The following is a 23,437-nucleotide window of genomic DNA, read 5'->3' as shown; positions in this document are numbered from 1 at the left end:
ATTATTCTGAGGGCCCGCTGCGCGCGTTACAGTGCAGCGGGCGGGTGCTGCGGGAGGATCAGTCAGTAACGATTTTTACGCCAATCTTGCTAATCGAATTACCGTCCATTTCGGCAATAGTCCATGTCAAACCATCCCATTCCACCTGATCGCCCACCACGGGGGCACCGCCGATCAATTGAAGGACGAACTGGCCGAGCGTTTGCTGCTCGTCCACGCCTTCCTGCAGATTAAGCCCGTATACCTGAGATATATCGCTCAGGCGTGCGTTTGATTGCAGGATAAAATCACCGAAGAAGCGTTCGTCCAGTGTGACCACCGGCGCTTGGCTGAACAGTTTGCCTAGTACCGGCAGATCGTGTTCATGGCCGATTACGCACAGGATGTCATCTTCACGCAGCTTCGTACTGCCGCTTGGATGCAGCAGTTCCTTGCCGCGGAACAGCGCGGCAATACGCGTACCGGGTGGCATTTTTAGCTCGCGCAGCGCGGCACCCACGCACCAGTTTTCCGACGAGAGCTGGTAAACAAACTGCTCCCATTGGTTTTCCGGGTGTACGTCCAGCCCGACCCGCGAGACGGGGGCCAGTGCCGGCGGCACTATGACTTTGGCCTTTCTGGCGGCGAAAGACAGCGTGGTGCCTTGCAGCAGCAGCGAGACCAATACCACAAAGAAAGCCACATTGAAGAACAGCTGCGCGTTCGGCAATCCTGCCATCATCGGGAAGACGGCCAGAATGACCGGTACCGCGCCGCGCAGGCCGACCCACGAGATAAAACTGCGTTCGCGCAGGGTAAAACTGCGAAACGGCAACAGCCCGATAAATACCGAAAGCGGTCGGGCGAACAAGATCATCCACAGTGACAGCAGCAGGGCAGGGATGGCAATAGGCAGCAACTCGTGTGGGTTGAGCAACAGCCCCAGTACCAGGAACATGCCGATCTGGCTCAGCCAGGCCAGACCATCAAAGGTCTGAACTATGCCGTGGCGGTTGCGGATTGGCCGATTGCCCAGCATCAGGCCGCACAGGTATACCGCCAGAATACCGCTGCCGTCCAGTGCGGTGGTCAGGGCAAAAATCAAAATGCCGCCGCTCACGGCCAGCAACGGGTACAGGCCTTCGGCCAATTTAATGTGGTTGATCAACCACAACAGTAGCAAGCCGCCGCCAAGGCCAAAAACGATCCCCATGCCAAACTGCTGCAACAAATGAAGGGGGAACATCCAGCTCAGCGTTGTTTCGCCGGCGGCGATCATCGCAATCAGAGTGATGGTGAGGAATACCGCCATCGGATCGTTGCTGCCGGATTCAATTTCCAGTGTAGCGCTAACCCGCTCGTTCAGCCCTTTACCGCCCAGCAATGAAAACACCGCTGCGGCATCGGTAGAACCGATAATGGCGCCAATCAGCATGCCCTGAAGCAGATCAAGATCAAACAACCAGGCGGCCGCCAGACCGGTAAGCCCCGCAGTGATCACCACGCCGATGGTGGCAAGTGAGAGAGCAGGCCACAACGCAACGCGGAAGGAACTGACTCGGGTGCGCATACCGCCATCCAGCAGGATTACAGCCAGCGCCAGGTTACTGACCAGGTAGGCCACAGGATAATTGCTGAAAACGATGCCGCCCGGGCCATCGACCCCTGCCAGCATGCCAATTGCCAGGAAAATCACCAAAATGGGAATGCCCAGCCGCGAAGAGAATGAACTGAGTAGAATGCTTGCCCCCACCAACACGGCACCGATGATGAACAAACTGTTGATCGTGCTGGCATCCAAAATGACGTTCTCCTGAGGCTGGGGGAAGGCGTTGCGCAGGGGCGCAGATACCCTGTGATGATAACGTGTTTAGTGGGTAAAACGCTAAAGCTGATTGAGAAAACATTTTTGGCATTTATTGCCGTTTGGCGGGGATGGATAGCGAAAACGAGGGGAAGAAGATAAGTCTTTACTTTTATCTATAGTTATCAGAATACTGAATATTTACTTTGGCAATAATCATCGGAGGTCGACTGAGGGGGAAACCATTAAACCCCCGTCGGGAGGCTTAATGGTTTGTAGGCGCAGTGTCGTTAATGATCGAGCGATTGCAAGGCTCGCTTGATCAGTTCAGCGGCCAATTTTCGCTCCGACTCTGAAATGCCGTCAAGATTGAGGCTGGAAAGTTCGGTCACCAGAATGCTGCGATCCTTGCCGCTGATCGACGAATCCAGTGCGGACAGCAAGCGGCCAAGGATTTTCAGTAGGGTGGCGTTTTCTGGTACGGCTTCCTGAGCCGAAGTGTCTTTATCAGTCATTAAAAATCCTCTCTGTCGTGACGGAAGGGAGATGATGCCAACATTATCGTACCAACGATAACGTCGTCCCTCAGGGTTCATTGAGCCCAATCGCTACCGTAAGGCAGGGATGTGGATTTCCACTTATGCATTGCAGTTATAACAACTAGCGGCAATATGCTCCAGCATAACTTTGCACTAACTTTAACCATTGAGCTGAGCAATGTGTGCTCTATGCTACAGGTCCGGCAGCAACCCGGACGCTATTGTCGCATCGTAAATAGGCTTGGGAAGAAGGTGTTGAGAAAAGGGGCGGCAAGAGCCGCCCCAAGCGTTCAGAGGGTTTTTTCTTTGCGTTGCACTCGGTTGTAACGCGGACGCTCCAACAGGAAATTGAGGTGCAGACGTTGAATAACGTAATAGGCAATAATTGGGGCGATCAGGCCAACCAGCGTACCGGCAACAACATGTACCGACCAGTTGTTGACGTGCAGAAATTTGGCCAGCACGATGCGTAATCCACTGGCGGCAAGGATGTGCATCAGGTAGATCACCATACTCAACTCACCCAAACGTTGTAACCAAGGGATGTTTACCTTTGCAAGCAGCACTGACAGGCAAATGATAAAGGCGATGGCGACGACGGCAAGGATCAGGGAGAACGCTCCGGCATTTGTGTAGGTCAGGCCAAGGTAACCATGGAATCCCCACTCCAATAGAGTAAAAGCCAGTAAAGCGATCAGGCTGGTACCCATGCCGATTCCGCCAATGACGGTTGAATAGCGTATTGCTACCGCCCCGAGCAAGAAGAAGATCATAAACTTGGTGACATAATCGAAATGGAAAGCTTGTCCAAGGCTGTCCTGATAAACATACAAACCGGCGCTGATAACGATCAAGACAGGCAGGATGTAGTTGAATGTATTCTTGCTATATAACAGGGCGGCGAGGACAAACACCATAAACAAGGCGTACAGGAACCAGAATTGTGCCCGAGGATGCGTAAACAGTGTCAGCATGTCCGCCAGTCTGGCGGGGTTGTTGGTATAGCGTGACAAGGCGATCTCGATAGCTCCCTGTAGCAACGACCAGATGATATAGGGGTACACGATAGTATCAACTTTACTGATGATAAAGCTGGTTTTACCCTTTCTATCTAATGACTGAACGAAAAATAAACCGGAAAGGAAAAAGAACAGCGGCATATGAAAACTGTAGATAACGCTGTCTGTAAGTTGGTAAAACGATTCGGAAAGATGAATGTTTGCACTGTACAAACCGCGATTTACATGGCCAAAGACCACCAAAATAATACCGATGCCTTTTGCATAGTCGACCCATGCTTCTCTCATGTGATTACCCTGCCCAGAAAGGAACAAAAATAACTTATAAGTATGTCTAGTGAGCGTAACAGGTGATCGTCAGTTTGCAATGTGAGGGGGGAGGTAAGACAAAGATTAGGAAAATGCTCATGATGAAAAGATGAGCAACGCATTCAAAAGGTTAGTGAAGCCTCCTTCCATGGCCTCAGGGGGAGGAAATCTCACCCTGAGGCCATGGAGACTGGGTATTACTGTGGTTTGCCTGAGAACAGGAAACGCAACAGAGGGACGCGCTTGTGCAACTCATATAAGGCAAAGGCGCAGGAGAAGACGAACACCAGACCAATCAGGAAACCCAGCAGGTTATTGTTGATATAGGGCGTCACAAAAGCGCCATATATCAAGGTCAGCGGATGATGCACCAGATATATAAACAGCGACGCATTGACCAGATAAGTGATTTGTGGCGAATGAGAATTCAACACCCGGTGCCCGAATGAAAACACGACGTTTGTCATCAGGATGCCAAGCAGGGTTTTGATCACCACTTCCAGTTCAAACATATAGCTGCTGTGGGCCAGTAACGTCTGATTCAGCATGTAGGCAATCAACAACAGCAGCGAGCCGAGCACTGCCAATGGCGAGGGTTTGAGAAAAATCTCTTTCAGCCACACGTACTTAAACGCGTAAGCGCCGAGGATGAAGAACGGCAGGTAGAACATCGTCTCCATCACCACAAAATTGAACAGGCCATTGGAAAGTAATTGCGGCGCAAAAATTAAAATAATACGGTGCGCGACCGAATAGCATAAAGCATATAAAAGAAAGAACAGTGAGATGTTTCCTAATCCTGTCATTCTATTTATCGGGTTAGGGGCAACGTTACTTTTTAACGCCTTAATTTTTTTGAACAGATAAAAACAGGCTGTGGTCAGCAATGACAGGGTTAATAAAAACCACAGGTGAGAAACCAGTTCCCAAATTGTTACATTTATTTTCTGATAGAGAGAAAAATCGTCCCAGCCGTTTAATTTATCCGTGAAGTATTTCAGCATGAAAAACTGCGGTACGGTTATTAAGGGTATCGAGCTCAGCAGGGGGATCGCCACTCGCTCCAGTCTGACCTTCAACCACTTGTGGCGCTCGTAGCGCTCGTAAAGCATGTAGGAGAAGTAGCCGGAGATCACGAAGAACACCTGCATGCGAAAGGCATGGATGAAGTCGTTCAGCACCGTCAACGAAAACGAGGGCGTAGCGCTGTTCACCGCCCAGGCGTGGCTGGAATAGATAAGGGAGAGGTGGAAAGGAACGCCGAGCAACATCAAATAAGCTCGGATCGAATCGAGGAAAAACTCTCGTTGATTGTTGCCTTTAGTCATAGGTTACCGCTAGTCATTTTGTCGAGTGGTCATTAACACGCTTAATAAGTCGGCAATGGTTAAATCGCAATCCCAAACCCTACTATACCGATTCACATTTTTCCATAGCGTCTTGCTGCGCGGCTTGCTACGCTGGTGTTTCATCAGCTGCTTAAACAATGAGCCATAAACATGAACCATCCATTTATCATGTTGTCGGAAAGCTGAATAATCCATTAATATGGATTTAAATGATTTGAGCACACGAATAGGGGGGGATGTGCTAGTTAATATATTATCCAGTAAACCACGCGCCGCGAGCGTTCGTTGGTTAGGTGCTACCGTATTGTTCACGCTGTTTACTTCACAGGCATGGGCTTTTTCTATCGACGATGTGGCCAAACAGGCTCAGGATCTGGCAGGAAAAGGCTTTGAGGCCCCGAAGAGCAACCTTCCTTCTCAATTCCGTGAAATGAAATTCGCGGACTATCAGCAGATTCAGTTCAATCACGATAAAGCCTATTGGAACAAGCTGAAAACCCCATTCAAACTTGAATTTTATCATCAGGGGATGTACTTCGACACGCCGGTGAAAATCAATGAAGTCACTGCAACCAGCGTAAAACAGATCAAGTACAGCCCGGAGTACTTCAACTTTGGTTCGGTGAAGCACGATCCGGATTCGGTAAAAAACCTCGGCTTTGCCGGTTTCAAGGTGATTTATCCGATCAACAGTGCGGATAAGAACGACGAAATTATGAGCCTGCTGGGCGCGAGCTACTTCCGCGTGGTGGGTAAAGGGCAGGTTTACGGGCTTTCCGCCCGTGGTCTGGCGATTGATACTGCCTTGCCGTCCGGTGAAGAGTTCCCGCGTTTCCGCGAATTCTGGGTTGAACGTCCGAAGCAGGGCGACAAGCATCTGGTCATTTACGCGCTGTTGGATTCACCGCGTGCCACCGGGGCTTATCGTTTTGTGGTCTATCCGGGCCGCGATACCACGGTGGATGTCGAGTCCAAAGTGTTCCTGCGCGACAAGGTCGGCAAACTGGGTATGGCACCGCTGACCAGCATGTACCTGTTCGGGCCAAGCCAGCCATCGCCTACGCTGAACTACCGTCCGGCGCTGCATGATTCCAATGGCTTGTCGATCCATGCCGGTAACGGCGAGTGGATCTGGCGTCCGCTGAATAATCCGAAGCACTTGTCCGTCAGCACCTACCAGATCGAGAACCCGAAAGGTTTCGGTCTGCTGCAGCGCGGGCGTAACTTCAAAGATTACGAAGATCTGGACGATCGTTACGATCTGCGCCCAAGCGCCTGGATCGAGCCGCGTGGCGACTGGGGCAAGGGTAAAGTTGAGCTGGTGGAAATCCCTACTGCGGATGAAACCAACGACAATATCGTTGCCTTTTGGACCCCGGACGTCTTGCCGGATGCCAAAACCCCGCTGGCGCTGAACTACCGACTGCACTTCACCCGCGATGAAGACAAGCTGCATTCACAGGATATCGCCTATGTAAGCCAGACGATGCGTTCTACCGGTGATGTGAAGCAGTCCAACCTGATCCGCGAGCCTGACGGCAGCGTGGCGTTCCTGGTTGATTTCGTTGGCCCGGTCCTGAAAGGCCTGGACGGCGCTACGCCGGTCGCCTCTCAGGTGAGCATCGGCGATAACGGTGAAGTGGTCGAAAACAATGTCCGCTATAATCCAGTGACCAAAGGCTGGCGCCTGACGCTGCGTCTTAAAGTGAAAGACGACAAGAAGCCGGTAGAAATGCGCGCTGCGCTGGTCAATGGTGATAAGACCCTGTCGGAAACCTGGAGCTATCAGCTACCTGCCAATGAATAAGCTTACTCAATCTGCCCAGGATTATCTTGCGGCAATGCCTCTGACCGCTGAGCGGTCAGAGGCGCTTAAACCACAGACGGCGGCAGATGACGGCCAGGCACTGGAGGCGTTGCATCGCAAGATGGGTGCCGCCGATGCCAACGTTAATACGCTGTCGACGGATGACGTGGCGCTGGCCTCGGTCAAAACGCGTATCGAAAGCGCTTGGCCGGATGCGGTCAGCGACGACGATTTCGACACCGATGCCGAAGGCCGCACCGTGCTGAAGGCAATGCCGCCAATCAAACGTACCAGCATGTTCCCGGAAGCCTGGCGCACCAACCCGGTAGCGCGCTTTTGGGATTCTCTGCTGGGGCGCTCGCCGCACAATCGCCACGCTTCCAAAGAGGAAGCCGAGGCGGAAAATCGCTGGCGGGTGGTGGGGTCGATGCGTCGCTATGTGCTGTTGGTGTTGATGCTGGTGCAAACCGGCATCGCCACCTGGTACATGAAAACCATTTTGCCCTATCAGGGCTGGGCGCTGATCGATCCGCTGGCCATGCTGGATCAGGATCTGATGCAATCCGTGTTGCAACTGCTGCCTTATGTCTTGCAAACCGGCATTCTGATCCTGTTCGCCATCCTTTTCTGCTGGGTATCGGCCGGTTTCTGGACTGCGTTGATGGGGTTCCTGCAGTTGCTGATTGGCAAAGATAAATACAGCATCTCTTCCACCATCAAAGGCGATGAACCGATTAACCCGGCACATCGCACCGCCTTGATCATGCCGATCTGTAACGAAGACGTCGAGCGTGTGTTCGCCGGCCTGCGTGCGACCTATGAGTCCGTCGCCGCTACTGGTCAACTGGAGCATTTCGATATCTACGTGCTGAGCGACAGCTACGATCCGGATATCTGCATGGCGGAACAGAAGGCCTGGATGGAACTGTGCCGCGATGTAGACGGCCATGGTCGTATCTTCTACCGCCGCCGCCGTCGCCGCGTGAAACGCAAAAGCGGCAACATCGACGACTTCTGCCGTCGTTGGGGTGGCGAGTACAGCTACATGGTGATTCTGGACGCCGACAGCGTGATGAGCGGTGAGTGTCTCACTGGGTTGGTGCGTCTGATGGAAGCCAATCCGAACGCCGGTATCATCCAGTCCGCGCCAAAGGCTTCGGGCATGGATACGTTGTATGCTCGCGTGCAGCAATTTGCCACTCGGGTCTACGGGCCGCTGTTCACCGCCGGCCTGCATTTCTGGCAATTGGGTGAGTCGCACTACTGGGGCCATAACGCGATTATCCGCGTGAAGCCGTTTATCGAACACTGTGCGCTGGCGCCGCTGCCGGGCGAAGGCTCTTTCGCCGGTTCCATCATGTCGCATGACTTCGTGGAAGCTGCGCTGATGCGCCGTGCCGGTTGGGGTGTGTGGATTGCCTACGATTTGCCGGGCAGCTATGAAGAGTTGCCGCCGAACCTGCTGGATGAGCTGAAGCGCGACCGTCGCTGGTGTCACGGTAACCTGATGAACTTCCGCTTGTTCCTGGTCAAAGGCATGCACCCGGTGCACCGTGCGGTGTTCCTGACCGGCGTGATGTCTTATCTGTCGGCACCCTTGTGGTTTATGTTCCTGGCACTGTCGACGGCGTTGCAGGTGGTGCATACCCTGATGGAGCCGCAGTACTTCCTGCAGCCGCGGCAGCTGTTCCCGGTATGGCCGCAGTGGCGTCCGGAGCTGGCGATAGCGCTGTTCTCCACCACGCTGATACTGCTGTTCTTGCCTAAACTGCTCAGCATAGTGCTGATCTGGGCCAAAGGCGCCAAAGAATACGGCGGTGCTTTGCGCCTGCTGCTGTCGATGCTGTTGGAAATGCTGTTCTCGGTGCTGCTGGCGCCGGTGCGCATGCTGTTCCACACCGTGTTCGTGGTCAGCGCTTTCCTGGGTTGGGAAGTGGTATGGAACTCTCCGCAGCGTGACGATGATGACACGCCATGGAGCGAAGCCTTTAAACGTCACGGTTCACAGATGCTGTTGGGCCTGGTCTGGGCCGGCGGTATGGCCTGGCTGGATCTGCGTTTCCTGTGGTGGTTGTCGCCAATCGTTTTCTCGTTGATCCTGTCACCGATCGTGTCTGCGCTGTCGAGCCGCGCGACCTTGGGTATAAAAAGCAAGCGCGCCAAACTGTTCTTGATCCCGGAAGAATACTCACCGCCGCGCGAACTGCTGGCTACGGAAGAGTATCTGCAGCTTAACCGTGAGCGCGCGCTGGCCAATGGCTTTATGCACGCCGTGGTTAACCCGTCATTCAACGCATTGGCAACGGCGCTGGCGACGGCACGTCACCATCTACGCGGGGCGATTGAGCGTAACCGTGAAGAACGGGTGACTGAAGCGTTGCAACTGGGGCCGGAAAAACTGGCGAAGGGCAAACGACTGGAGCTGCTGAGCGATCCGGTAGCGCTGTCACGTCTGCATCAGCGCGTCTGGCAGCTGCCGGAAGGCAATGCCTGGCGTGAACACTATCAGCGACTGCCGCATAACGAACTGGCTCATCCGGTTGGACGGCGCTAGGCGCTGATCGGGTAGCCCAAGCGGGGAATGCGCGTTGCGTGTTCCCCGTTTTTTTTGGCCTTTCGCTTACGCAATGCTGACAAACCGGCGGTAGGAAACTGTGCTAACATCCGCACGGGGCGTTGTTTATTTTCAAAACAACCAGGTTCAAGAGTCAATTTGGTGAACTTTTCTTCTTCAATCCGCTTGGCGCTGCTGGCGGCAGGCGTAATGGCGTTGACCGGTTGCGGCAGCATCATCAGCCGCACGGTGCCCGGTGCCGGGCATGGCCATCAATATTACCCGGGTGTGCAATGGGATCTGCGTGATACGCCCTGGCGCTACATCACGGTGATTGACGTGCCGCTATCAATGGTGGTGGATACCTTTATGTTGCCGTTCGATGCGCAGCACGGGCCTTACGATTAAATCGGATCCCGTGTGGCGAACACCAGCAACTGATATCCGTGCCGGCCGCAGCGGAAGGGCGCCAGCACCGTCATCTTCAACCCTCGCTCGTGGGCGATCAGTGAATGCGGGTTGTCGTCGTCAACAAACAGCGCGCCGACATCGAATTCATCGCGGGTGCATGCCTTGACGGCAGCGAACAACTGTTTCAGCACCCCTTTGCCGCGCCAGGCGGTATCAAGGCACACCGGGCCATACAAGAACACTTTCTGCTCACGGAGCGCCCGGCCGTTGAATGACTGATTGCCGAGCGTATCCAGCATCGCATCCACCACCGGCGGGCGCGGTTGCATATCGGTGGGCATCAGGCAGACAAAGCCCACCAATGCACGCTCTTCAACCGCCACCAGAATACCCAGACGCCGGTTAATGCTTTCTAACTGAGCCTCATTCATACGTGAGACGATAAACCCTTGCCGTTTTTGGCTCTCGCTAAGGTTTGCCGGGGTATTTTGCGACTGCAGTTGCAAGATAGCGGGGTAATCGGCGCGACATGCCTGGCGGACGATCATTAGGCCTCCGGGAGAACATTATAGGGGGCGGGCAGGAGCGAGTATCGGCCGGCACCTGCCCGACGTTATTCAGCGTTCGTCCCATTCGTCGGCGGCAGCCTGGCCCTCTTCGGTATCCAACGGTGGATCGAGCTGGAAATCACCTTCCTCCCACTCGTGCAGCGTATTTTCCTCTATCCATTCCGCACCGATTTCCACTTCGTCGTAGTCACCGTCAAAAATAGCCTGGGCGGCAGCGCCGCTGCGTAGGGTGAAACACTCGACCGATTCCCCTTCTTCCTCAAAGAACTCGGCCTGCCACATGATATCACCGTCCAACATCACGTATTTTTGCAGATTGAACTGTTGCGGTACCGGCGTTTCATCGTCATTGCCGCCTTCGGCGGATTCGATAAACTCCTCGCGCGCGGCTTCGATAGCTTCTTCCAGGGTTGCATACAGGCTCATGTCCGTCTCCAGTCACAGTGAGGTTAATGAAAGGGCTTTGGCAGCGCCAAAGTGTCATGACATACGTCAGAAGTAATTGTTGTCTCGTTGGCGCAGGATGCAAATTTTTTTGTTGTCCGTTTTGCGACGACGATTGTCCGCTAAGCGGGAGCAGCGAATAACGTGGCGGGAAATAATAAGGCATTGCCTACGACCACCCCAGGAGATCGCCATGTTAACCAACCCTTCAAGCAAATATCGCCCGTTCCCACCGGTGGCGTTAGCGGATCGCCAATGGCCCGGCCGCACCCTTGAGCAGGCACCGCGTTGGTGCTCCAGCGATCTGCGTGACGGCAACCAGGCACTGGCGGAGCCGATGGATAACGCTCGTAAACGCCAGTTCTACCAGTTGCTGCTGCAATGCGGGTTTAAAGAGATTGAGGTGGCGTTCCCCTCGGCGTCGCAAACGGATTTTGATTTTGTGCGCTCGCTGATTGATGAGCAACTGATCCCGGACGATGTCAGCATTCAGGTGTTGACCCAGTCGCGTGACGATCTGATAGATCGCACCTTTGAATCGCTGCGCGGTGCCCCTCGCGCTATCGTGCATTTGTATAACGCCACCGCCCCCATGTTCCGCGAGATTGTTTTCCGGCAGGACAAAGCGGCGACGGTAGCCCTGGCGGTGAATGGCGCATTGCGCATCCGCCAGCAGTGCGAATTGCAGCCGGAAACAGCCTGGACCTTCGAGTACTCACCGGAAACCTTCTGCTTTACCGAGCTGGAATTCGCGCTGGAGATTTGCGAGGCGGTGGCCGATGTCTGGCAGCCAGGTCCTGGGCGGCCGATGATCATCAATCTGCCGGCGACAGTGGAAGTCAGTACGCCGAACGTGTATGCCGATCAGATCGAATGGTTTTGCCGCCGCTTCAGCCAGCGCAAACAGGTGACGATCAGCGTACATCCGCATAACGATCGCGGTACCGGGGTAGCCTGCGCCGAACTGGCGATGCTGGCCGGCGCCGATCGGGTGGAAGGGTGCCTGTTCGGCAACGGCGAGCGTACCGGTAACGTCGATCTGGTGACGCTGGCGCTCAATCTGTACACCCAGGGCGTTGCGCCGGGGCTGGATTTCAGCCAACTGAAACAGGTGGTTGAGGTGGTTGAACAGTGCAACCAACTGCCGGTACATCCGCGCCATCCTTACGCCGGCGAACTGGTTTTCACCGCCTTTTCCGGCTCGCATCAGGATGCCATCAAGAAAGGCTTCGCCGCCCAACAGCAGCGACAGGACGGTTTGTGGCAGGTGCCTTACTTACCGCTCGATCCGGGTGATGTCGGCTGCAGCTATGAGGCGGTGATCCGGGTTAACAGCCAGTCAGGCAAAAGTGGCGCCGCCTGGCTGCTGGAACAGAATCACGGCCTGTCGTTGCCGCGCGGGCTGCAGATTGATTTCAGCAAGGTGGTGCAACAGGCGACGGACGGCAGCGGTAAAGAGATGACCACCGCCGAGTTGTGGCGACTGTTCCGCTCGACTTACGGACTGGTTGAACAACCGAGGCTGCAATTGTTGAGTTATCAGACCGAGAGCCATGGCGTTGAGGCTTACAGTTTCAGCGCCCGGGTACTGTTCGAGGAGCAGCAACAGAGGCTGATGGGGGTAGGGAACGGGTTGCTGTCCAGCGCGGTAGATGCGTTGCGCCAGCGCTTTGGCCTGGCGTTGGCGATTGAGGATTATCACGAACATACCCTGGGCCATCAGAGCCACAGTCGCGCCGTGGCTTATATACGTTGCACTTTGGCACATGGGGAGGCGGCTTATGGCGTTGGGATCGATGTCGATTCCGCCAGCGCCTCGCTGCAGGCGCTGTTTAACGTCGCCGGGCGCTATCTGGCGAAATAAGCGCTCGGGGCGACGCCCAGCAGGCGGCGGAACATGGCGCTGAAGGCGCTGGGGCTGTCATAGCCCAGGTCCAGCGCCACTTCCAGCACCGAGTGGCCGGCCGCCAGAGCGTTCAGCGCCGCCAGTAGCCGGGCGCGGCGGACCCAATCGCCAAAGCGCAGCCCGGTTTCACGTTGAAAGCGGCGCGACAATGTGCGGCCGCTGACGCTGATATAACCGGCTGCCTGCGCTAACTCCCAGGGCTGCGCCAGCGATTGCTGAATATGCCGGCATAGCGCCAGCAGGGCTTCGTCGCGTGGCTCCGGCAAATGCAACGGCAGAATAGGCAAGACGCGCAACTCGTCCAGGATCAGTTCCATTATCCGATCTTCACGCCCGCCTGGCGGGTAATCCAGCGGAATGTCCATCGCGCAGATAATCAGCTCGCGCAGCAGCGGTGAGATTTGCACCACCTCGCACTGTGCGGGCAGATCGGCACGTGCCAACGGATCGACAAACAGCGCTCTGGCCGCCACCTTGCCGGTGATGCGCAGGCTATGCTCCATCCGTGCCGGCAACCAGACGCCGCGGCCCGGCGGCACCACCCAACTGCCCAGACGGGTGTTGACCTGTACTACGCCGCTAAGGCTGTGGATCAGTTGCGCACAGTTATGGTGGTGAAGGGGCTCGAAATCGCCGTGTTGGTAATCTTTGGCAATCGGCACAATCGACCGGTTGGTTGGCATTAAGTCGTGGCAAAGCAGCATCTGTAGCGGTATCCCCGCGTGGTGGTAAGGCGTAATGGCAGCATGCCACGCCGGCACATTTCACACCAGTCTCTGGTGCGGCGCTGAATTATAGTCTATAAGAATACAATATATAATTTTATGAATTGTTTTAAGGATCCCATGAATATCGACAATATGCGGCAGGCGGCGACGCAAGCCGGGGCGCTGTTGCGCGCGCTGGGCAATGAGGATCGCTTGCTGTTGCTATGCCAACTTAGCCAGCGTGAGATGTCGGTCGGTGAACTGGCGCAGACGCTGGGGATCCGTCAGCCGACGCTTTCCCAGCAATTGAGCGTATTGCGGCAGGAAGGGCTGGTGTCAACGCGGCGTGAGGGCAAGCAGATTTACTATGCCGTCAGCGATGAAAAAGCGCTGACGATCCTCAGCACCTTGTATCAACTTTATTGTCCGGCACCGGGAGCGACACCATGACCATTGACTGGCTGCATTTCACGCCGCTTTCCGCACTGGCCGGCGGGGGTATTATCGGCATTGCGGTGGCGCTGTTGCTGGTGTTTAACGGGCGCATCGCCGGGATCAGCGGCATCACCGGCGGTTTGTTGACGCCAGGCGGCAAAGAAAAAATATGGCGCGGCGCATTTCTTGTCGGGTTGCTGATATCCCCCTGGTTGTATCGTATTGCCGGCCCTTTGCCGGAAATGCCGGTCAGCGGCGGCAGCCTGTGGTTGATGGCGGCCGGGTTGTTGGTCGGCCTGGGAACCCGACTGGGGGGCGGATGCACCAGTGGCCACGGCGTATGCGGCATGGCGAGGCTGGCGCCGCGTTCGCTGGTTGCCACTGCGGTATTTATGCTGCTGGGGTTTATCACCGTCTGGGTTGTTCGTCATCTGGCGGGGGGCTAAAACCATGTTCAGGATTTTATTTGCGCTGCTGAGCGGGATCATTTTCGGGTTGGGTTTGATTATCGCCGGCATGGCCAACCCGGCCAAAGTGCTGGCCTTTCTCGATATTACCGGCCATTGGGATCCGTCGCTGGCTCTGGTTATGGTGGGGGCGATTGCGGTAGCGGCGCCGGCTTTTTTTTGGGCCCGGCGTCGGCAGAGAACGCTGTTGGGTGAGACGTTGCTCATTCCCACGAATCGCCGCCTGGATCGCCGTTTACTGGCAGGCAGCGCGCTGTTCGGCATTGGCTGGGGCATGGCGGGTATCTGCCCCGGGCCGGCATGGGTGCTCGCGGGGGCGGGCTCGTTACCTGGCTGGCTGTTCGTGGCGGCGGTGCTGGCGGGCATGGCACTGTATGAGTTCATTATGATACGGAGAAAATAATGCCGATAACCAACGCGGTGCTGCGTATTGCCCGCCCGACCGATCGTCTGCAGGAAATCGCTGCGATGTACTGTCAGGGATTAGGGTTCGAACGGTTGGGCGAATTTGCCGATCACCAGGGGTTTGACGGCGTAATGGTCGGGCATCCGCAGCACGGCTATCACCTCGAGTTTACCCACCATCGCGGCGTAAAGGTGGGGCTGGCGCCGACGCAGGATCATCTGCTGGTGTTTTATCTGCCGCAAGAAGGGGAATGGCGCGCAGGGTGCCGACGCATGCTGGCCGCCGGCTTTCGGCACGTGGCGTCTTACAACCCTTATTGGGATAACGGCGGGCAGACCTTCGAAGATCTGGACGGTTACCGCGTGGTGCTGCAATGGCAGGCGTGGGGAAAATAAAAAAGCCAGCGCACCGGGCGCTGGCTTGAAGGAGAAAGAGAAGGCGTTATCAGGCGTTGGTGGCCGGTTTCTGTTCGCTTTTACCCTGGGTGTTTTCCATCATGCGACGGATAGGTACGATCAGCAGCGTCAGTACTACGGCGCAGATCAGCAACGCAATCGAGCAACGGGCGAATAGGTTCGGCAGCATTTCTAACTGATCGGCCTTCACATGGCCGCCAATCAAACCGGCCGCCAGGTTACCCAGCGCGCTGGCGCAGAACCACAGGCCCATCATCTGACCGCGCATTCTTTCAGGCGCCAGCAGAGTCATGGTCGCCAGGCCGATTGGGCTCAGGCACAGCTCACCCAGCGTCAACATCAGAATGCTGCCCACAAGCCACAGCGGGGACACGCCCGCACCGCCGTTGCCCAGTACGTTCTGCGCTGCCAGCATCATCAAGCCAAAGCCCGCTGCGGCAAACAGAATGCCGATAACAAACTTGGTGATGCTGCTCAGGCGCACTTTGTTACGCGCCAGCGCCGGCCAGGCCCAGCTGAATACCGGCGCCAGCAGGATAATGAACAGGGCATTGATTGACTGGAACCAGACCGCCGGGATCTCGAAGCCGCCAATCATACGGTTGGTGTAATCGTTGGCAAACAGGTTGAACGAGGTAGGTTTTTGTTCGAACGCAGACCAGAAGAAAGCGGCGGATACCAGCAGGATAAAGCACACCAGCAGGCGAGCGCGTTCTTTGCGGCTCAGACCGGCAAAGGCGAACAGGTAAATAAAGTACAGGGTCACCGAGGCGGCAATCACGTAAACCAGCATGCTGGCCACTGCCACCGGATTAATCACGATCACGCCTTGTGCTATCAGGGTGACGAGCACCGCCACGCCGATGGCCAATGCGATTAACCAGGCACCGACGCCGTTTTTCTTGGCGACCGGGCTGTTCCAGGTGGAATCGAGGCCGACTTCGCTGTCATAGCGTTTCATTGCCGGAACGGCAAATACCCGGAAGATCACCAGCGCCACCAACATCCCGATACCGCCGATGCCGAAGCCCCAGTGCCAGCCGTGAGAGCGGATCAGCCAGCCAGAGATCAGCGGGGCGATGAATGAGCCCATGTTGATGCCCATATAGAACAGCGAGAAACCACCGTCGCGACGGTTGTCGCCCTTCTTGTACAGGGTGCCGACCATTACCGAGATACAGGTTTTGAACAGGCCGGAACCCAGTACGATAAACATCAGGCCGATGAAGAACAGGTTGTTGCCCATGACGGCAGACAACGCGATCGACAGGTGGCCGAGCGCGATCAAAATGGAGCCGTACCACACCGCTTTTTGTTGACCGAGCCAGTTATCCGCCAGCCAGCCGCCCGGCAAAGCCGCCAGATACATGCTGCCGGCGAAAATACCGACGATCGCCGAGGCATTTTCACGGGCCAGGCCCATGCCGCCGTCGTAGACCGTGGCAGCCATGAACAGAATCAGTAATGGGCGAATGCCGTAAAACGAAAACCGCTCCCACATTTCGGTAAAGAACAGGGATCCCAGCGGATAAGGGTGGCCGAAGAAGGTCCGGCTTTCTTGGTTATTAACAGAGGATTGCATAACGTCTTCCCAATAAAATGCGCCGCATTGATGCGGCTTATACTGTGGTATGTATGTGTATTTAAGGAAGGTGATCCACCCAATGCGGATTACCCGACAAAACCGCAGCCGCAGCGCCCGTTAACCGTGGAAAGCGCGTCGGCCTTTTTTCACTTGGCCAATGATTTACATTGGGCGTGATATTATTTAACCATTTGATAACTGGATGGTGGTTTTGTCTAGTCCCTGTATCCCATTTTTTAGATGAAAAGTCGACAAACATCTACTTTCTTGGTTTTTATGTTGGTTTGCGCAGGAATGTTATTGACAGCGGTTTTATTGCGCAAAAAATCAATTACTGTTTTTAAAACAGAGTATTAAGTTGAGAATTTTCTGGTCGGTGCAGAAAAAGAAGCCACGAAGGGTATCAATACTAAAAGTAAGGTAAATGGACCGTAGACCCATTTAAGCGAAGCAGTGGGTGATAAATGGGTTTATTGCTCTTCCTGCAAGGTGTCTTCTTTCATGCGTGCCGGCCGGCGTTGCAAACACCACCAGGAATAGGCGGCGTTAAACAGCACTACCAGGGCGGTGACGCAGAAGACCGCCCGGAAGCCGTAGCCGGCGGAGACCGCAGCGCCCAACAGCGGACCGCTGACGTTACCCACGTCGCGGAACGACTGGTTATAACTGAAAATCCGCCCGGCGACCTGATTGGTGCAGTTGTAGATCAACAGAGTTTGTACGGCCGGCAATAGCGCTCCGTCGGCAGCACCCAGCAGGAAGCGCAATACGCCGAGCTGCCACGGCGTTTGTACAAAAGCCATGGGGATCAGCAACAGCACCGAGACAACCAGCATAAATACCAGAATGCGCTCAGGGCCAATCCTGTCCCCCAGTTTGCCCAGCCGTGGCGCACTCATCAGGGCGGCAACGCCGGGCACCGAGGCGATCAGGCCGCTGATAAAAGCCAGATTATGGATGCTACCGGCCAAATCACGCACATACAGCGTTAAAATCGGTGCGATTGACCCGGTGGCAATCTGGATAATCATGGTGGTGACAAACAGGCTGAGTATCAGTTTGGGGTTTTTCAGTGAAGCGAAGACCTGGCGTGCATGCAGCATGTCTTTTTTCTGCACCGAGGTGAACTGTTCTTTAACGCATAACAGCGTCAGCGCAAAGCAGAGTAACAGCACGGCGGCGGTGATGTAGAATACCGGCCTCAGGCCATATTGGTCGGCCAACAGCCCCCCTATCAGCGGCCCAATCAATGCGCCGCTAACGCCGCCGGTGGACAGGGTGCCCAGTGCCCAGCCGCTGCGGTTGCGCGGTACCTGGGTGGCAATCAACGCATTGGCATTGGGAATAAAGCCGCCGAGCAGGCCAAGTACCGCGCGCAGAGCTAAAAACTGCCAGATATTCTGTGCCATCCCCATCAGAAGCATCACAATCGACATACCCAACGCCGAGCGCAGCAACATCAGTTTGCGCCCACGGCGATCGGCCAGCCCACCCCAGAAGGGGGAGGCGATGGCGGAGAACAGGAAGGTGATGCTGAACACTAGGCCCGACCACATATTCAGCGCTTCGTGGCCGGTCACGCCGAGCGTTTCCACGTATAACGGCAGGAAGGGCATGATCAGGCTGAAGGCGGCCCCGGTGAGGAAGCACCCCAGCCAGACGACGAAAAGATTGCGTTTCCAGTTTACTGGTTCTGATGCCGAAGCCATAAATTACCATTGCACAAGGTGACGCGCTTTGCTGGCAGGCGAAAACAAAGGGGCAAAGCAAGAAAGTTAGCTTGGTAAGTATGCGCCTAATTATAGACGGCAGCAATTGATGTGGGAGGACTGCCTGAAGAATGAAATAAAGTTTTAACAAGAATGCGTTGTCGGTATTCCGCGCGGGCTGCGCGGAATATGCCCATCGTTTCTTGCTGCGGCGTTGTTTGCGGCAACTTGAAGTTTAGCGGGATTTACAGCCCGGCGAGCACGTCAAAACCCTTGCCGGTGGTGGAGGGGGTGAATTCGGTAATGTCGTAGCTGGCTACGGCGTTGAACGGATCCTGCGCCACTATGGTATCCAACTGCGCACGATCAATACCTTTCACCAGGATCACACCGCCGGTACGCGGGTTTTTACGTCCGGAGGCGATGAAGGTACCGTCCTGGAAGTATTTTTTCAACCAGGCAACATGCCCCTCGAGATGGCTGTCAACTTCTTCTATCGGGCGATGGTAAGTCAGGCTAACGATATACATTCTGGCTCCAGGGTGAAAATAGTGAGGACGATCAGGATGATTACCCTCTCACCATTATCCTTGGTTCTCAATACCCAGAGCACAAAATGACCCGCCATAAGACGGGGTGTGGTCAATATAACGACGGCTCGCCTTCGGGCCGGGTCTTGAAGCGGCGGTGTAGCCACATGTACTGATCCGGGGCCATCAGGATCTCTTTTTCCACCACTTTATTCATAAACGCGGCGGCCACGAATTCATTGTCCAGCGGGAAGTTTTCCACCGCCGGCTGCATAATCAACTCATAACCTTTGCCATCTGGCAGACGACGCGGGGTAAAGGGAATGATCGCCGGTTTGCCCATCCGCACCAGTATATAGCTGCCGGTGGTGGTAGCGGCCTTCTCGACGGCAAACAGCGGGGCGAACACGCTGCTGCGCGGGCCGTAGTCGTGATCCGGCGCATACCAAATAATGTCACCCTGTTTCAGCGCGCGGATCATGCCCTTCACGTCTTTACGATCCAGCATGGATTTGTTGGAACGCATGCGGCCCCAGGTTTGCAGCCAGTCCATCAGCTTGTTGTCGTGCGGGCGGTAAACGCCGATACCCGGGTTATGAATGCCAAAGATACGTGCGCCCAGTTCCAGCGTAAGGAAATGCAAACCGATCAGCAAAACGCCCTGATGGTTGTCGCGTGCCTTTTGAATGTGTTCTAACCCGCTGACGTGGAACCAGCGCTCGATGCGCCAGTTTGGCCAAAACCAGGCCATACCGGTTTCAAACAGCCCCATGCCGACGGACTCAAAATTTTGCACCAGCAGCGCTTCGCGTTCGGCCTGCGGCATGTCCGGGAAACACAGCGTCAGGTTACGCCGGGCAATCGCCACGCGATGCTTGAGAAAACGCATGGAAAAACGGCCCAGCGAGGTCCCGAGGCGATAGAGAATCGGGTAAGGCAGTAATACCAGCAAATAAAGCAGGCCAATACCGAACCAGGTAAGCCAGTAACGCGGGTGCAATAAAGTGCGATTAAAAGAAGGAACTTGAGTCATGTGTTCTCAGCTTAGAAGCAGTCATTTAACAATAATAACAGAGTAATAGCAGGGTTTATCCTTCAGACGGACATTTTATTCACCCTGGTTTTTCTGCCGTTTATAACCACTATTGTGACATTTTTCTCGCGCAACGTGAAAAGGCACCGCATTAATACATAATTTTAAGTGATTATTGGGCATAATATGATTATTAATTCAGCTGAATCGCTCTAAAGGATAAGGCTTGCGCACAAGAGATGCGTATTATGACCGCGCAATTATTCAGAGGGGAAGTTATGTGGGCATCATGGTTAAGTTCCGGGTTGCTGATCCTTGGGGCATTATTGGGTAGCTTGGGCGCACACTTGCAGTTTAACCCTTTGCTGGCGGTTGCGGGTATCGCGTTGTTGGCGGGGATGGTGGTTTCCGGTTTGACCGAATGTCGGCTTGGGCGCTGAGCGCCCAAGCCAAGTCCGTCAGTCGTTTTTAAACAGTCCTTTCAATACGTGAGGTTCGCAACGCCAGTATTGTGGCGGTGCACTGACCTTCTCACCCAACCTGGCGGCCGCGTGCCATGGCCAGCGCGGGTTGTACAAAATACCGCGTGCCAGTGCCACCATGTCCGCCTGGCCGGTGGCGACAATCGCTTCAGCCTGTTCCGGCTCAGTGATTAGCCCCACGGCGATGGTCGGCAGGCCGCTTTCTCGCTTGATGACTTCGGCGAATGGCACCTGATAATTCGGGCCGACAGGGATCTTCTGCTGAGGTGAAAGGCCGCCGCTGGAAACGTGGATATAATCGCAACCCAATTCTTTCAGCGCTTTCGTCAGCGCCACCGATTGCCGTTCATCCCAACCGCCTTCCACCCAATCACTTGCTGAAATCCGCACGCCGAGCGCTTTGTTCGCCGGGAACACCGCGCGTACTTCACTGAAAATCTCCAGCAGCAGGCGCATGCGATTTTGCAAGGAACCGCCGTATTGATCGTTGCGCTGGTTGGCCAGGGGGGAGAGAAACTGGTGCAGTAAATACCCGTGTGCGCCATGCAGTTCGATCAGCTCAAAGCCCAGGCGGTCGGCGCGTTTTGCTGCCGCAACAAACTGCGCTTTCAACCGCTCGATATCGGCCAAGCTCATGGCCGCGGGGAGGGCATCATGCGATGCGAAGGGCACGGCGGAGGCGGACCAGGTTTGCCAGCCACCCTGTGCGGCGCTGAGTTGTCCGCCGCCCTCCCAGGGAATGGCGCAGGAGGCCTTGCGGCCGGCATGGGAGAGCTGAATGCCTAATGGCATGGAGGCGTGTTTTCTCACTGCCTGCACTATCTGCGCTAACGCCTGTTCGGTAGCATCGTCCCAGAGGCCGAGATCGCGGGGTGTGATGCGCCCTTCCGGCGCCACTGAGGTGGCTTCGACGATCAGTAACCCTGCGCCGGACAATGACAGCTGACCGAGATGCATGGTATGCCATTCGGTGGCTTTGCCCTCGTCGGCAGAGTATTGGCACATAGGGGCGATAATAATACGGTTGGGTAAATCCAGTTCCCCCAGTGAAATCGGGGTAAATAACTGACTCATGACGTCCTCCGGATCCGTGGTAAAGAGAAAGCAAACTACCATTAGGCTTATCGGGGTTTGTGACCGGCGTCAAGTTTCCAGCGTTAAACTTTGCCGCCGGGCTAATGCTGTTTTGAGCGACATTTTCGGGTATCATGTCGGCCGCGCGTGGGCCAGCGGCCTGCGCGTTCAAAATAAGCCACCTCCCGAAAGACAGGAAAGTACACCATGCCAGTGTTACATAACCGAATTTCTAATGAGGAACTGAAGGCGCGCATGCTGGCAGAAACAGAGCCACGCACCACAGTTTCTTTTTATAAATACTTCACCATCGACGATCCCAAAGCATTTCGCGACAGCCTGTACGTTCAGTTTGACAAGCTGAAGGTGTTTGGCCGCATTTATGTGGCCAAAGAGGGCATCAATGCGCAAATCAGCGTGCCGCAGAACAAGTTCGAGGCGTTTAAAACCGCGCTGTTTGCCTCGCATCCGGCGCTGGATCAGGTGCGCCTGAATATCGCCTTGGAAGATGACGGTAAATCCTTCTGGGTGCTGCGCCTTAAGGTGCGCGATCGCATCGTCGCCGATGGGATTGACGATGAGAGCTTCAACCCGGCGAATGTGGGTGAGTATTTGCAGGCCGATCGCGTCAACCAGATGATTGACGATCCAGATACGCTGTTTGTGGATATGCGTAACCATTACGAATATGAAGTCGGCCACTTTGAAAACGCCATCGAGGTGCCTTCAGACACTTTCCGCGACCAACTGCCGATGGCGGTCGAGATGCTGCAGGACAATAAAGACAAAAATATTGTTATGTACTGTACCGGCGGTATTCGCTGTGAAAAAGCCAGCGCCTACATGCTGCATAACGGCTTCAAAAACGTGTACCACGTGGAAGGCGGGATTATCGAGTACGCGCGCAAGGCGAAAGAGCAGGGGCTACCGCTGAAGTTTGTCGGCAAGAACTTTGTGTTCGACGAGCGCATGGGCGAGCGGATTTCTGACGATGTGATCGCCAATTGCCACCAGTGCGGCACCGCCTGTGATACTCACACCAACTGTAAGAATGACGGCTGCCATTTATTGTTTATTCAGTGCCCGACCTGCGCCGCCAAATTTGAAGGTTGCTGTAGCGAGATCTGCCGTGAAGAGCTGAAGTTGCCGCGTGAAGAACAGCGCGCCCGCCGAGCCGGCCGTGAAAATGGCATCAAGATTTTCAATAAGTCGAAAGGATTGTTGCAGACCACGATGCATATTCCTGCACCGGAAGATGAAGGCCCAGCAAGCTGAGCCCATGATAAGCGCGGCAGATTTGCCGCGCTTTAGTATTACTTCGCCCGTACGCCTTCGACAGAAATAATCAGCTCAACATCTTGCGATGCCGGGCCGAGATCGGTAGTGATGCCGAAGTCTTTCAGCTTGATTTTACCGTTGGCTTCAAAGCCTGCGCGGTAGCCACCCCATGGATCATTACCCTGGCCGATCAGTTTGGCGTCCAGCGTGACCGGTTTGGTAACGCCGTTCAGCGTCAGATTACCGACCACTGCATAGCCGTCACCGCTCTTTTTCACTTCGGTGGATTCAAACTTGGCCTGTTTGTTCTTTTCCACGTTCAAAAACTCTGCACTGCGCAGATGTTTATCGCGCTCGGCGTGATTGGTATCGACGCTGGCGGTATTGATAGTGACGTTAACCTTATCCTTGGACGGATCTTTTTCGTCGAAGGTGAAGCCGCCGTCAAAGTCTTTGAAGGTGCCGTACAACCAGCTGTAACCCAGGTGCTGGATGCGGAATTCGATAAAGGCGTGTTGCCCCTGTTTGTCAATTTTGTAGTCGGCAGCCAGCGCGGAACCGGCGCTCAGCAGCAGTGCGCCTGCGGTCAGGCCCAGTACGGTTTTCTTCAACATAGCAATCTCCA

The 23,437-nt window shown here is 55.1% G+C and carries 23 protein-coding genes; 10 read left to right on the top strand and 13 right to left on the bottom strand.

Going from position 1 to position 23,437, the window contains the following annotated elements:
- Positions 1-58: 58 nt before the first annotated feature.
- The 4 genes from V2S86_RS10395 to mdoC form a co-directional block, all read right to left on the bottom strand.
- Positions 59-1,780 carry a potassium/proton antiporter gene (locus tag V2S86_RS10395; RefSeq protein WP_330762346.1) on the bottom strand — a complete coding sequence of 574 codons (1,722 nt, stop codon included), beginning with the start codon at positions 1,778-1,780 and terminating at the stop codon, positions 59-61.
- A 293-nt stretch (positions 1,781-2,073) separates the two neighbouring features.
- Positions 2,074-2,298 carry a hypothetical protein gene (locus V2S86_RS10390; protein WP_006322571.1) on the bottom strand — a complete coding sequence of 75 codons (225 nt, stop codon included), beginning with the start codon at positions 2,296-2,298 and terminating at the stop codon, positions 2,074-2,076.
- Between the two features lie 314 nt (positions 2,299-2,612).
- On the bottom strand, positions 2,613-3,629 hold the full coding sequence (locus tag V2S86_RS10385; RefSeq protein ID WP_330762345.1) for an acyltransferase: 1,017 nt from the start codon (positions 3,627-3,629) through the stop codon (positions 2,613-2,615).
- Between the two features lie 218 nt (positions 3,630-3,847).
- Positions 3,848-4,978 carry a glucans biosynthesis protein MdoC gene (mdoC, locus tag V2S86_RS10380; RefSeq protein ID WP_330762344.1) on the bottom strand — a complete coding sequence of 377 codons (1,131 nt, stop codon included), beginning with the start codon at positions 4,976-4,978 and terminating at the stop codon, positions 3,848-3,850.
- Positions 4,979-5,237: 259 nt separating this feature from the next.
- Here mdoC and mdoG point away from each other — a divergent pair, with 259 nt between their 5' ends.
- The 3 genes from mdoG to V2S86_RS10365 all read left to right on the top strand — a co-directional run bounded on the left by mdoG (position 5,238) and on the right by V2S86_RS10365 (position 9,768).
- Positions 5,238-6,806 (top strand): glucans biosynthesis protein MdoG, encoded by a 1,569-nt coding sequence (mdoG, locus tag V2S86_RS10375; protein ID WP_193378402.1) that lies wholly within the window; start codon positions 5,238-5,240, stop codon positions 6,804-6,806.
- Entirely contained in the window at positions 6,799-9,360 is a 2,562-nt protein-coding gene (gene mdoH / locus V2S86_RS10370; protein WP_330762343.1) for a glucans biosynthesis glucosyltransferase MdoH, read from the top strand. Before mdoG ends, mdoH begins: the two co-directional genes overlap by 8 nt.
- A gap of 162 nt (positions 9,361-9,522) precedes the next feature.
- Positions 9,523-9,768 carry a YceK/YidQ family lipoprotein gene (locus tag V2S86_RS10365; protein ID WP_330762342.1) on the top strand — a complete coding sequence of 82 codons (246 nt, stop codon included), beginning with the start codon at positions 9,523-9,525 and terminating at the stop codon, positions 9,766-9,768.
- Here V2S86_RS10365 and V2S86_RS10360 read toward each other — a convergent pair.
- Together V2S86_RS10360 and V2S86_RS10355 are read right to left on the bottom strand one after the other, a co-directional pair.
- Positions 9,765-10,319, bottom strand: coding sequence for a GNAT family N-acetyltransferase (locus V2S86_RS10360; protein ID WP_330762341.1), 555 nt, complete (start codon positions 10,317-10,319; stop codon positions 9,765-9,767). The genes V2S86_RS10365 and V2S86_RS10360 overlap by 4 nt on opposite strands.
- A 69-nt stretch (positions 10,320-10,388) precedes the next feature.
- Positions 10,389-10,766 (bottom strand): MysB family protein, encoded by a 378-nt coding sequence (locus V2S86_RS10355; protein ID WP_330762340.1) that lies wholly within the window; start codon positions 10,764-10,766, stop codon positions 10,389-10,391.
- Positions 10,767-10,977: 211 nt separating this feature from the next.
- Between V2S86_RS10355 and leuA the strand changes: the two genes are divergently transcribed.
- Positions 10,978-12,648, top strand: a complete 1,671-nt coding sequence (leuA, locus tag V2S86_RS10350) for a 2-isopropylmalate synthase (RefSeq protein ID WP_330762339.1) — start codon at positions 10,978-10,980, stop codon at positions 12,646-12,648.
- Here the strand turns inward: leuA and V2S86_RS10345 are convergent.
- Positions 12,633-13,394 (bottom strand): AraC family transcriptional regulator, encoded by a 762-nt coding sequence (locus V2S86_RS10345; protein WP_330763186.1) that lies wholly within the window; start codon positions 13,392-13,394, stop codon positions 12,633-12,635. The genes leuA and V2S86_RS10345 overlap by 16 nt on opposite strands.
- A 141-nt stretch (positions 13,395-13,535) precedes the next feature.
- Between V2S86_RS10345 and V2S86_RS10340 the strand changes: the two genes are divergently transcribed.
- From V2S86_RS10340 to V2S86_RS10325, 4 genes are read left to right on the top strand one after another with little or no spacing between them, the layout of a single operon-like run.
- A complete protein-coding gene (locus V2S86_RS10340; RefSeq protein WP_330762338.1) occupies positions 13,536-13,847 on the top strand; it encodes an ArsR/SmtB family transcription factor in 312 nt (103 codons plus the stop codon).
- A complete protein-coding gene (locus V2S86_RS10335) occupies positions 13,844-14,278 on the top strand; it encodes a YeeE/YedE family protein (RefSeq protein WP_330762337.1) in 435 nt (144 codons plus the stop codon). The genes V2S86_RS10340 and V2S86_RS10335 overlap by 4 nt, the downstream gene beginning before the upstream one ends.
- A 4-nt stretch (positions 14,279-14,282) precedes the next feature.
- Positions 14,283-14,702, top strand: a complete 420-nt coding sequence (locus tag V2S86_RS10330) for a YeeE/YedE family protein (protein ID WP_330762336.1) — start codon at positions 14,283-14,285, stop codon at positions 14,700-14,702.
- Positions 14,702-15,100 carry a VOC family protein gene (locus tag V2S86_RS10325; RefSeq protein WP_330762335.1) on the top strand — a complete coding sequence of 133 codons (399 nt, stop codon included), beginning with the start codon at positions 14,702-14,704 and terminating at the stop codon, positions 15,098-15,100. Before V2S86_RS10330 ends, V2S86_RS10325 begins: the two co-directional genes overlap by 1 nt.
- Before the next feature lie 49 nt (positions 15,101-15,149).
- Here V2S86_RS10325 and V2S86_RS10320 read toward each other — a convergent pair whose 3' ends face one another.
- From V2S86_RS10320 to V2S86_RS10305, 4 genes are all read right to left on the bottom strand, one after another.
- A complete protein-coding gene (locus V2S86_RS10320) occupies positions 15,150-16,703 on the bottom strand; it encodes a peptide MFS transporter (protein WP_330762334.1) in 1,554 nt (517 codons plus the stop codon).
- A 473-nt stretch (positions 16,704-17,176) separates the two neighbouring features.
- Positions 17,177-18,415, bottom strand: a complete 1,239-nt coding sequence (gene mdtG / locus V2S86_RS10315) for a multidrug efflux MFS transporter MdtG (protein ID WP_330762333.1) — start codon at positions 18,413-18,415, stop codon at positions 17,177-17,179.
- A gap of 245 nt (positions 18,416-18,660) precedes the next feature.
- On the bottom strand, positions 18,661-18,945 hold the full coding sequence (locus V2S86_RS10310; RefSeq protein ID WP_330762332.1) for a YciI family protein: 285 nt from the start codon (positions 18,943-18,945) through the stop codon (positions 18,661-18,663).
- Positions 18,946-19,057: 112 nt separating this feature from the next.
- Positions 19,058-19,978, bottom strand: coding sequence for a Kdo(2)-lipid IV(A) acyltransferase (locus tag V2S86_RS10305; protein WP_330762331.1), 921 nt, complete (start codon positions 19,976-19,978; stop codon positions 19,058-19,060).
- Positions 19,979-20,256: 278 nt separating this feature from the next.
- Here V2S86_RS10305 and V2S86_RS10300 point away from each other — a divergent pair, with 278 nt between their 5' ends.
- A complete protein-coding gene (locus V2S86_RS10300) occupies positions 20,257-20,418 on the top strand; it encodes a histidine kinase (RefSeq protein WP_330762330.1) in 162 nt (53 codons plus the stop codon).
- Positions 20,419-20,436: 18 nt separating this feature from the next.
- Here the strand turns inward: V2S86_RS10300 and V2S86_RS10295 are convergent, their stop codons facing one another.
- Positions 20,437-21,534 (bottom strand): NADH:flavin oxidoreductase/NADH oxidase, encoded by a 1,098-nt coding sequence (locus V2S86_RS10295; protein WP_330762329.1) that lies wholly within the window; start codon positions 21,532-21,534, stop codon positions 20,437-20,439.
- A gap of 207 nt (positions 21,535-21,741) precedes the next feature.
- On the opposite strand from V2S86_RS10295, the gene trhO reads away from it, so the two are divergent.
- A complete protein-coding gene (gene trhO, locus V2S86_RS10290; RefSeq protein WP_330762328.1) occupies positions 21,742-22,809 on the top strand; it encodes an oxygen-dependent tRNA uridine(34) hydroxylase TrhO in 1,068 nt (355 codons plus the stop codon).
- 38 nt (positions 22,810-22,847) lie between these two features.
- Here the strand turns inward: trhO and V2S86_RS10285 are convergent, their stop codons facing one another.
- Positions 22,848-23,426 carry a YceI family protein gene (locus V2S86_RS10285; protein ID WP_043913327.1) on the bottom strand — a complete coding sequence of 193 codons (579 nt, stop codon included), beginning with the start codon at positions 23,424-23,426 and terminating at the stop codon, positions 22,848-22,850.
- Positions 23,427-23,437: the final 11 nt, after the last annotated feature.

Origin of the sequence: Serratia sp. C2(1), from assembly GCF_036352655.1 — a bacterium.
Lineage (GTDB): Bacteria > Pseudomonadota > Gammaproteobacteria > Enterobacterales > Enterobacteriaceae > Serratia > Serratia inhibens.
Note: the sequence above shows the minus strand (reverse complement) of the source record. Positions and strands in the feature narration are given on the sequence as shown.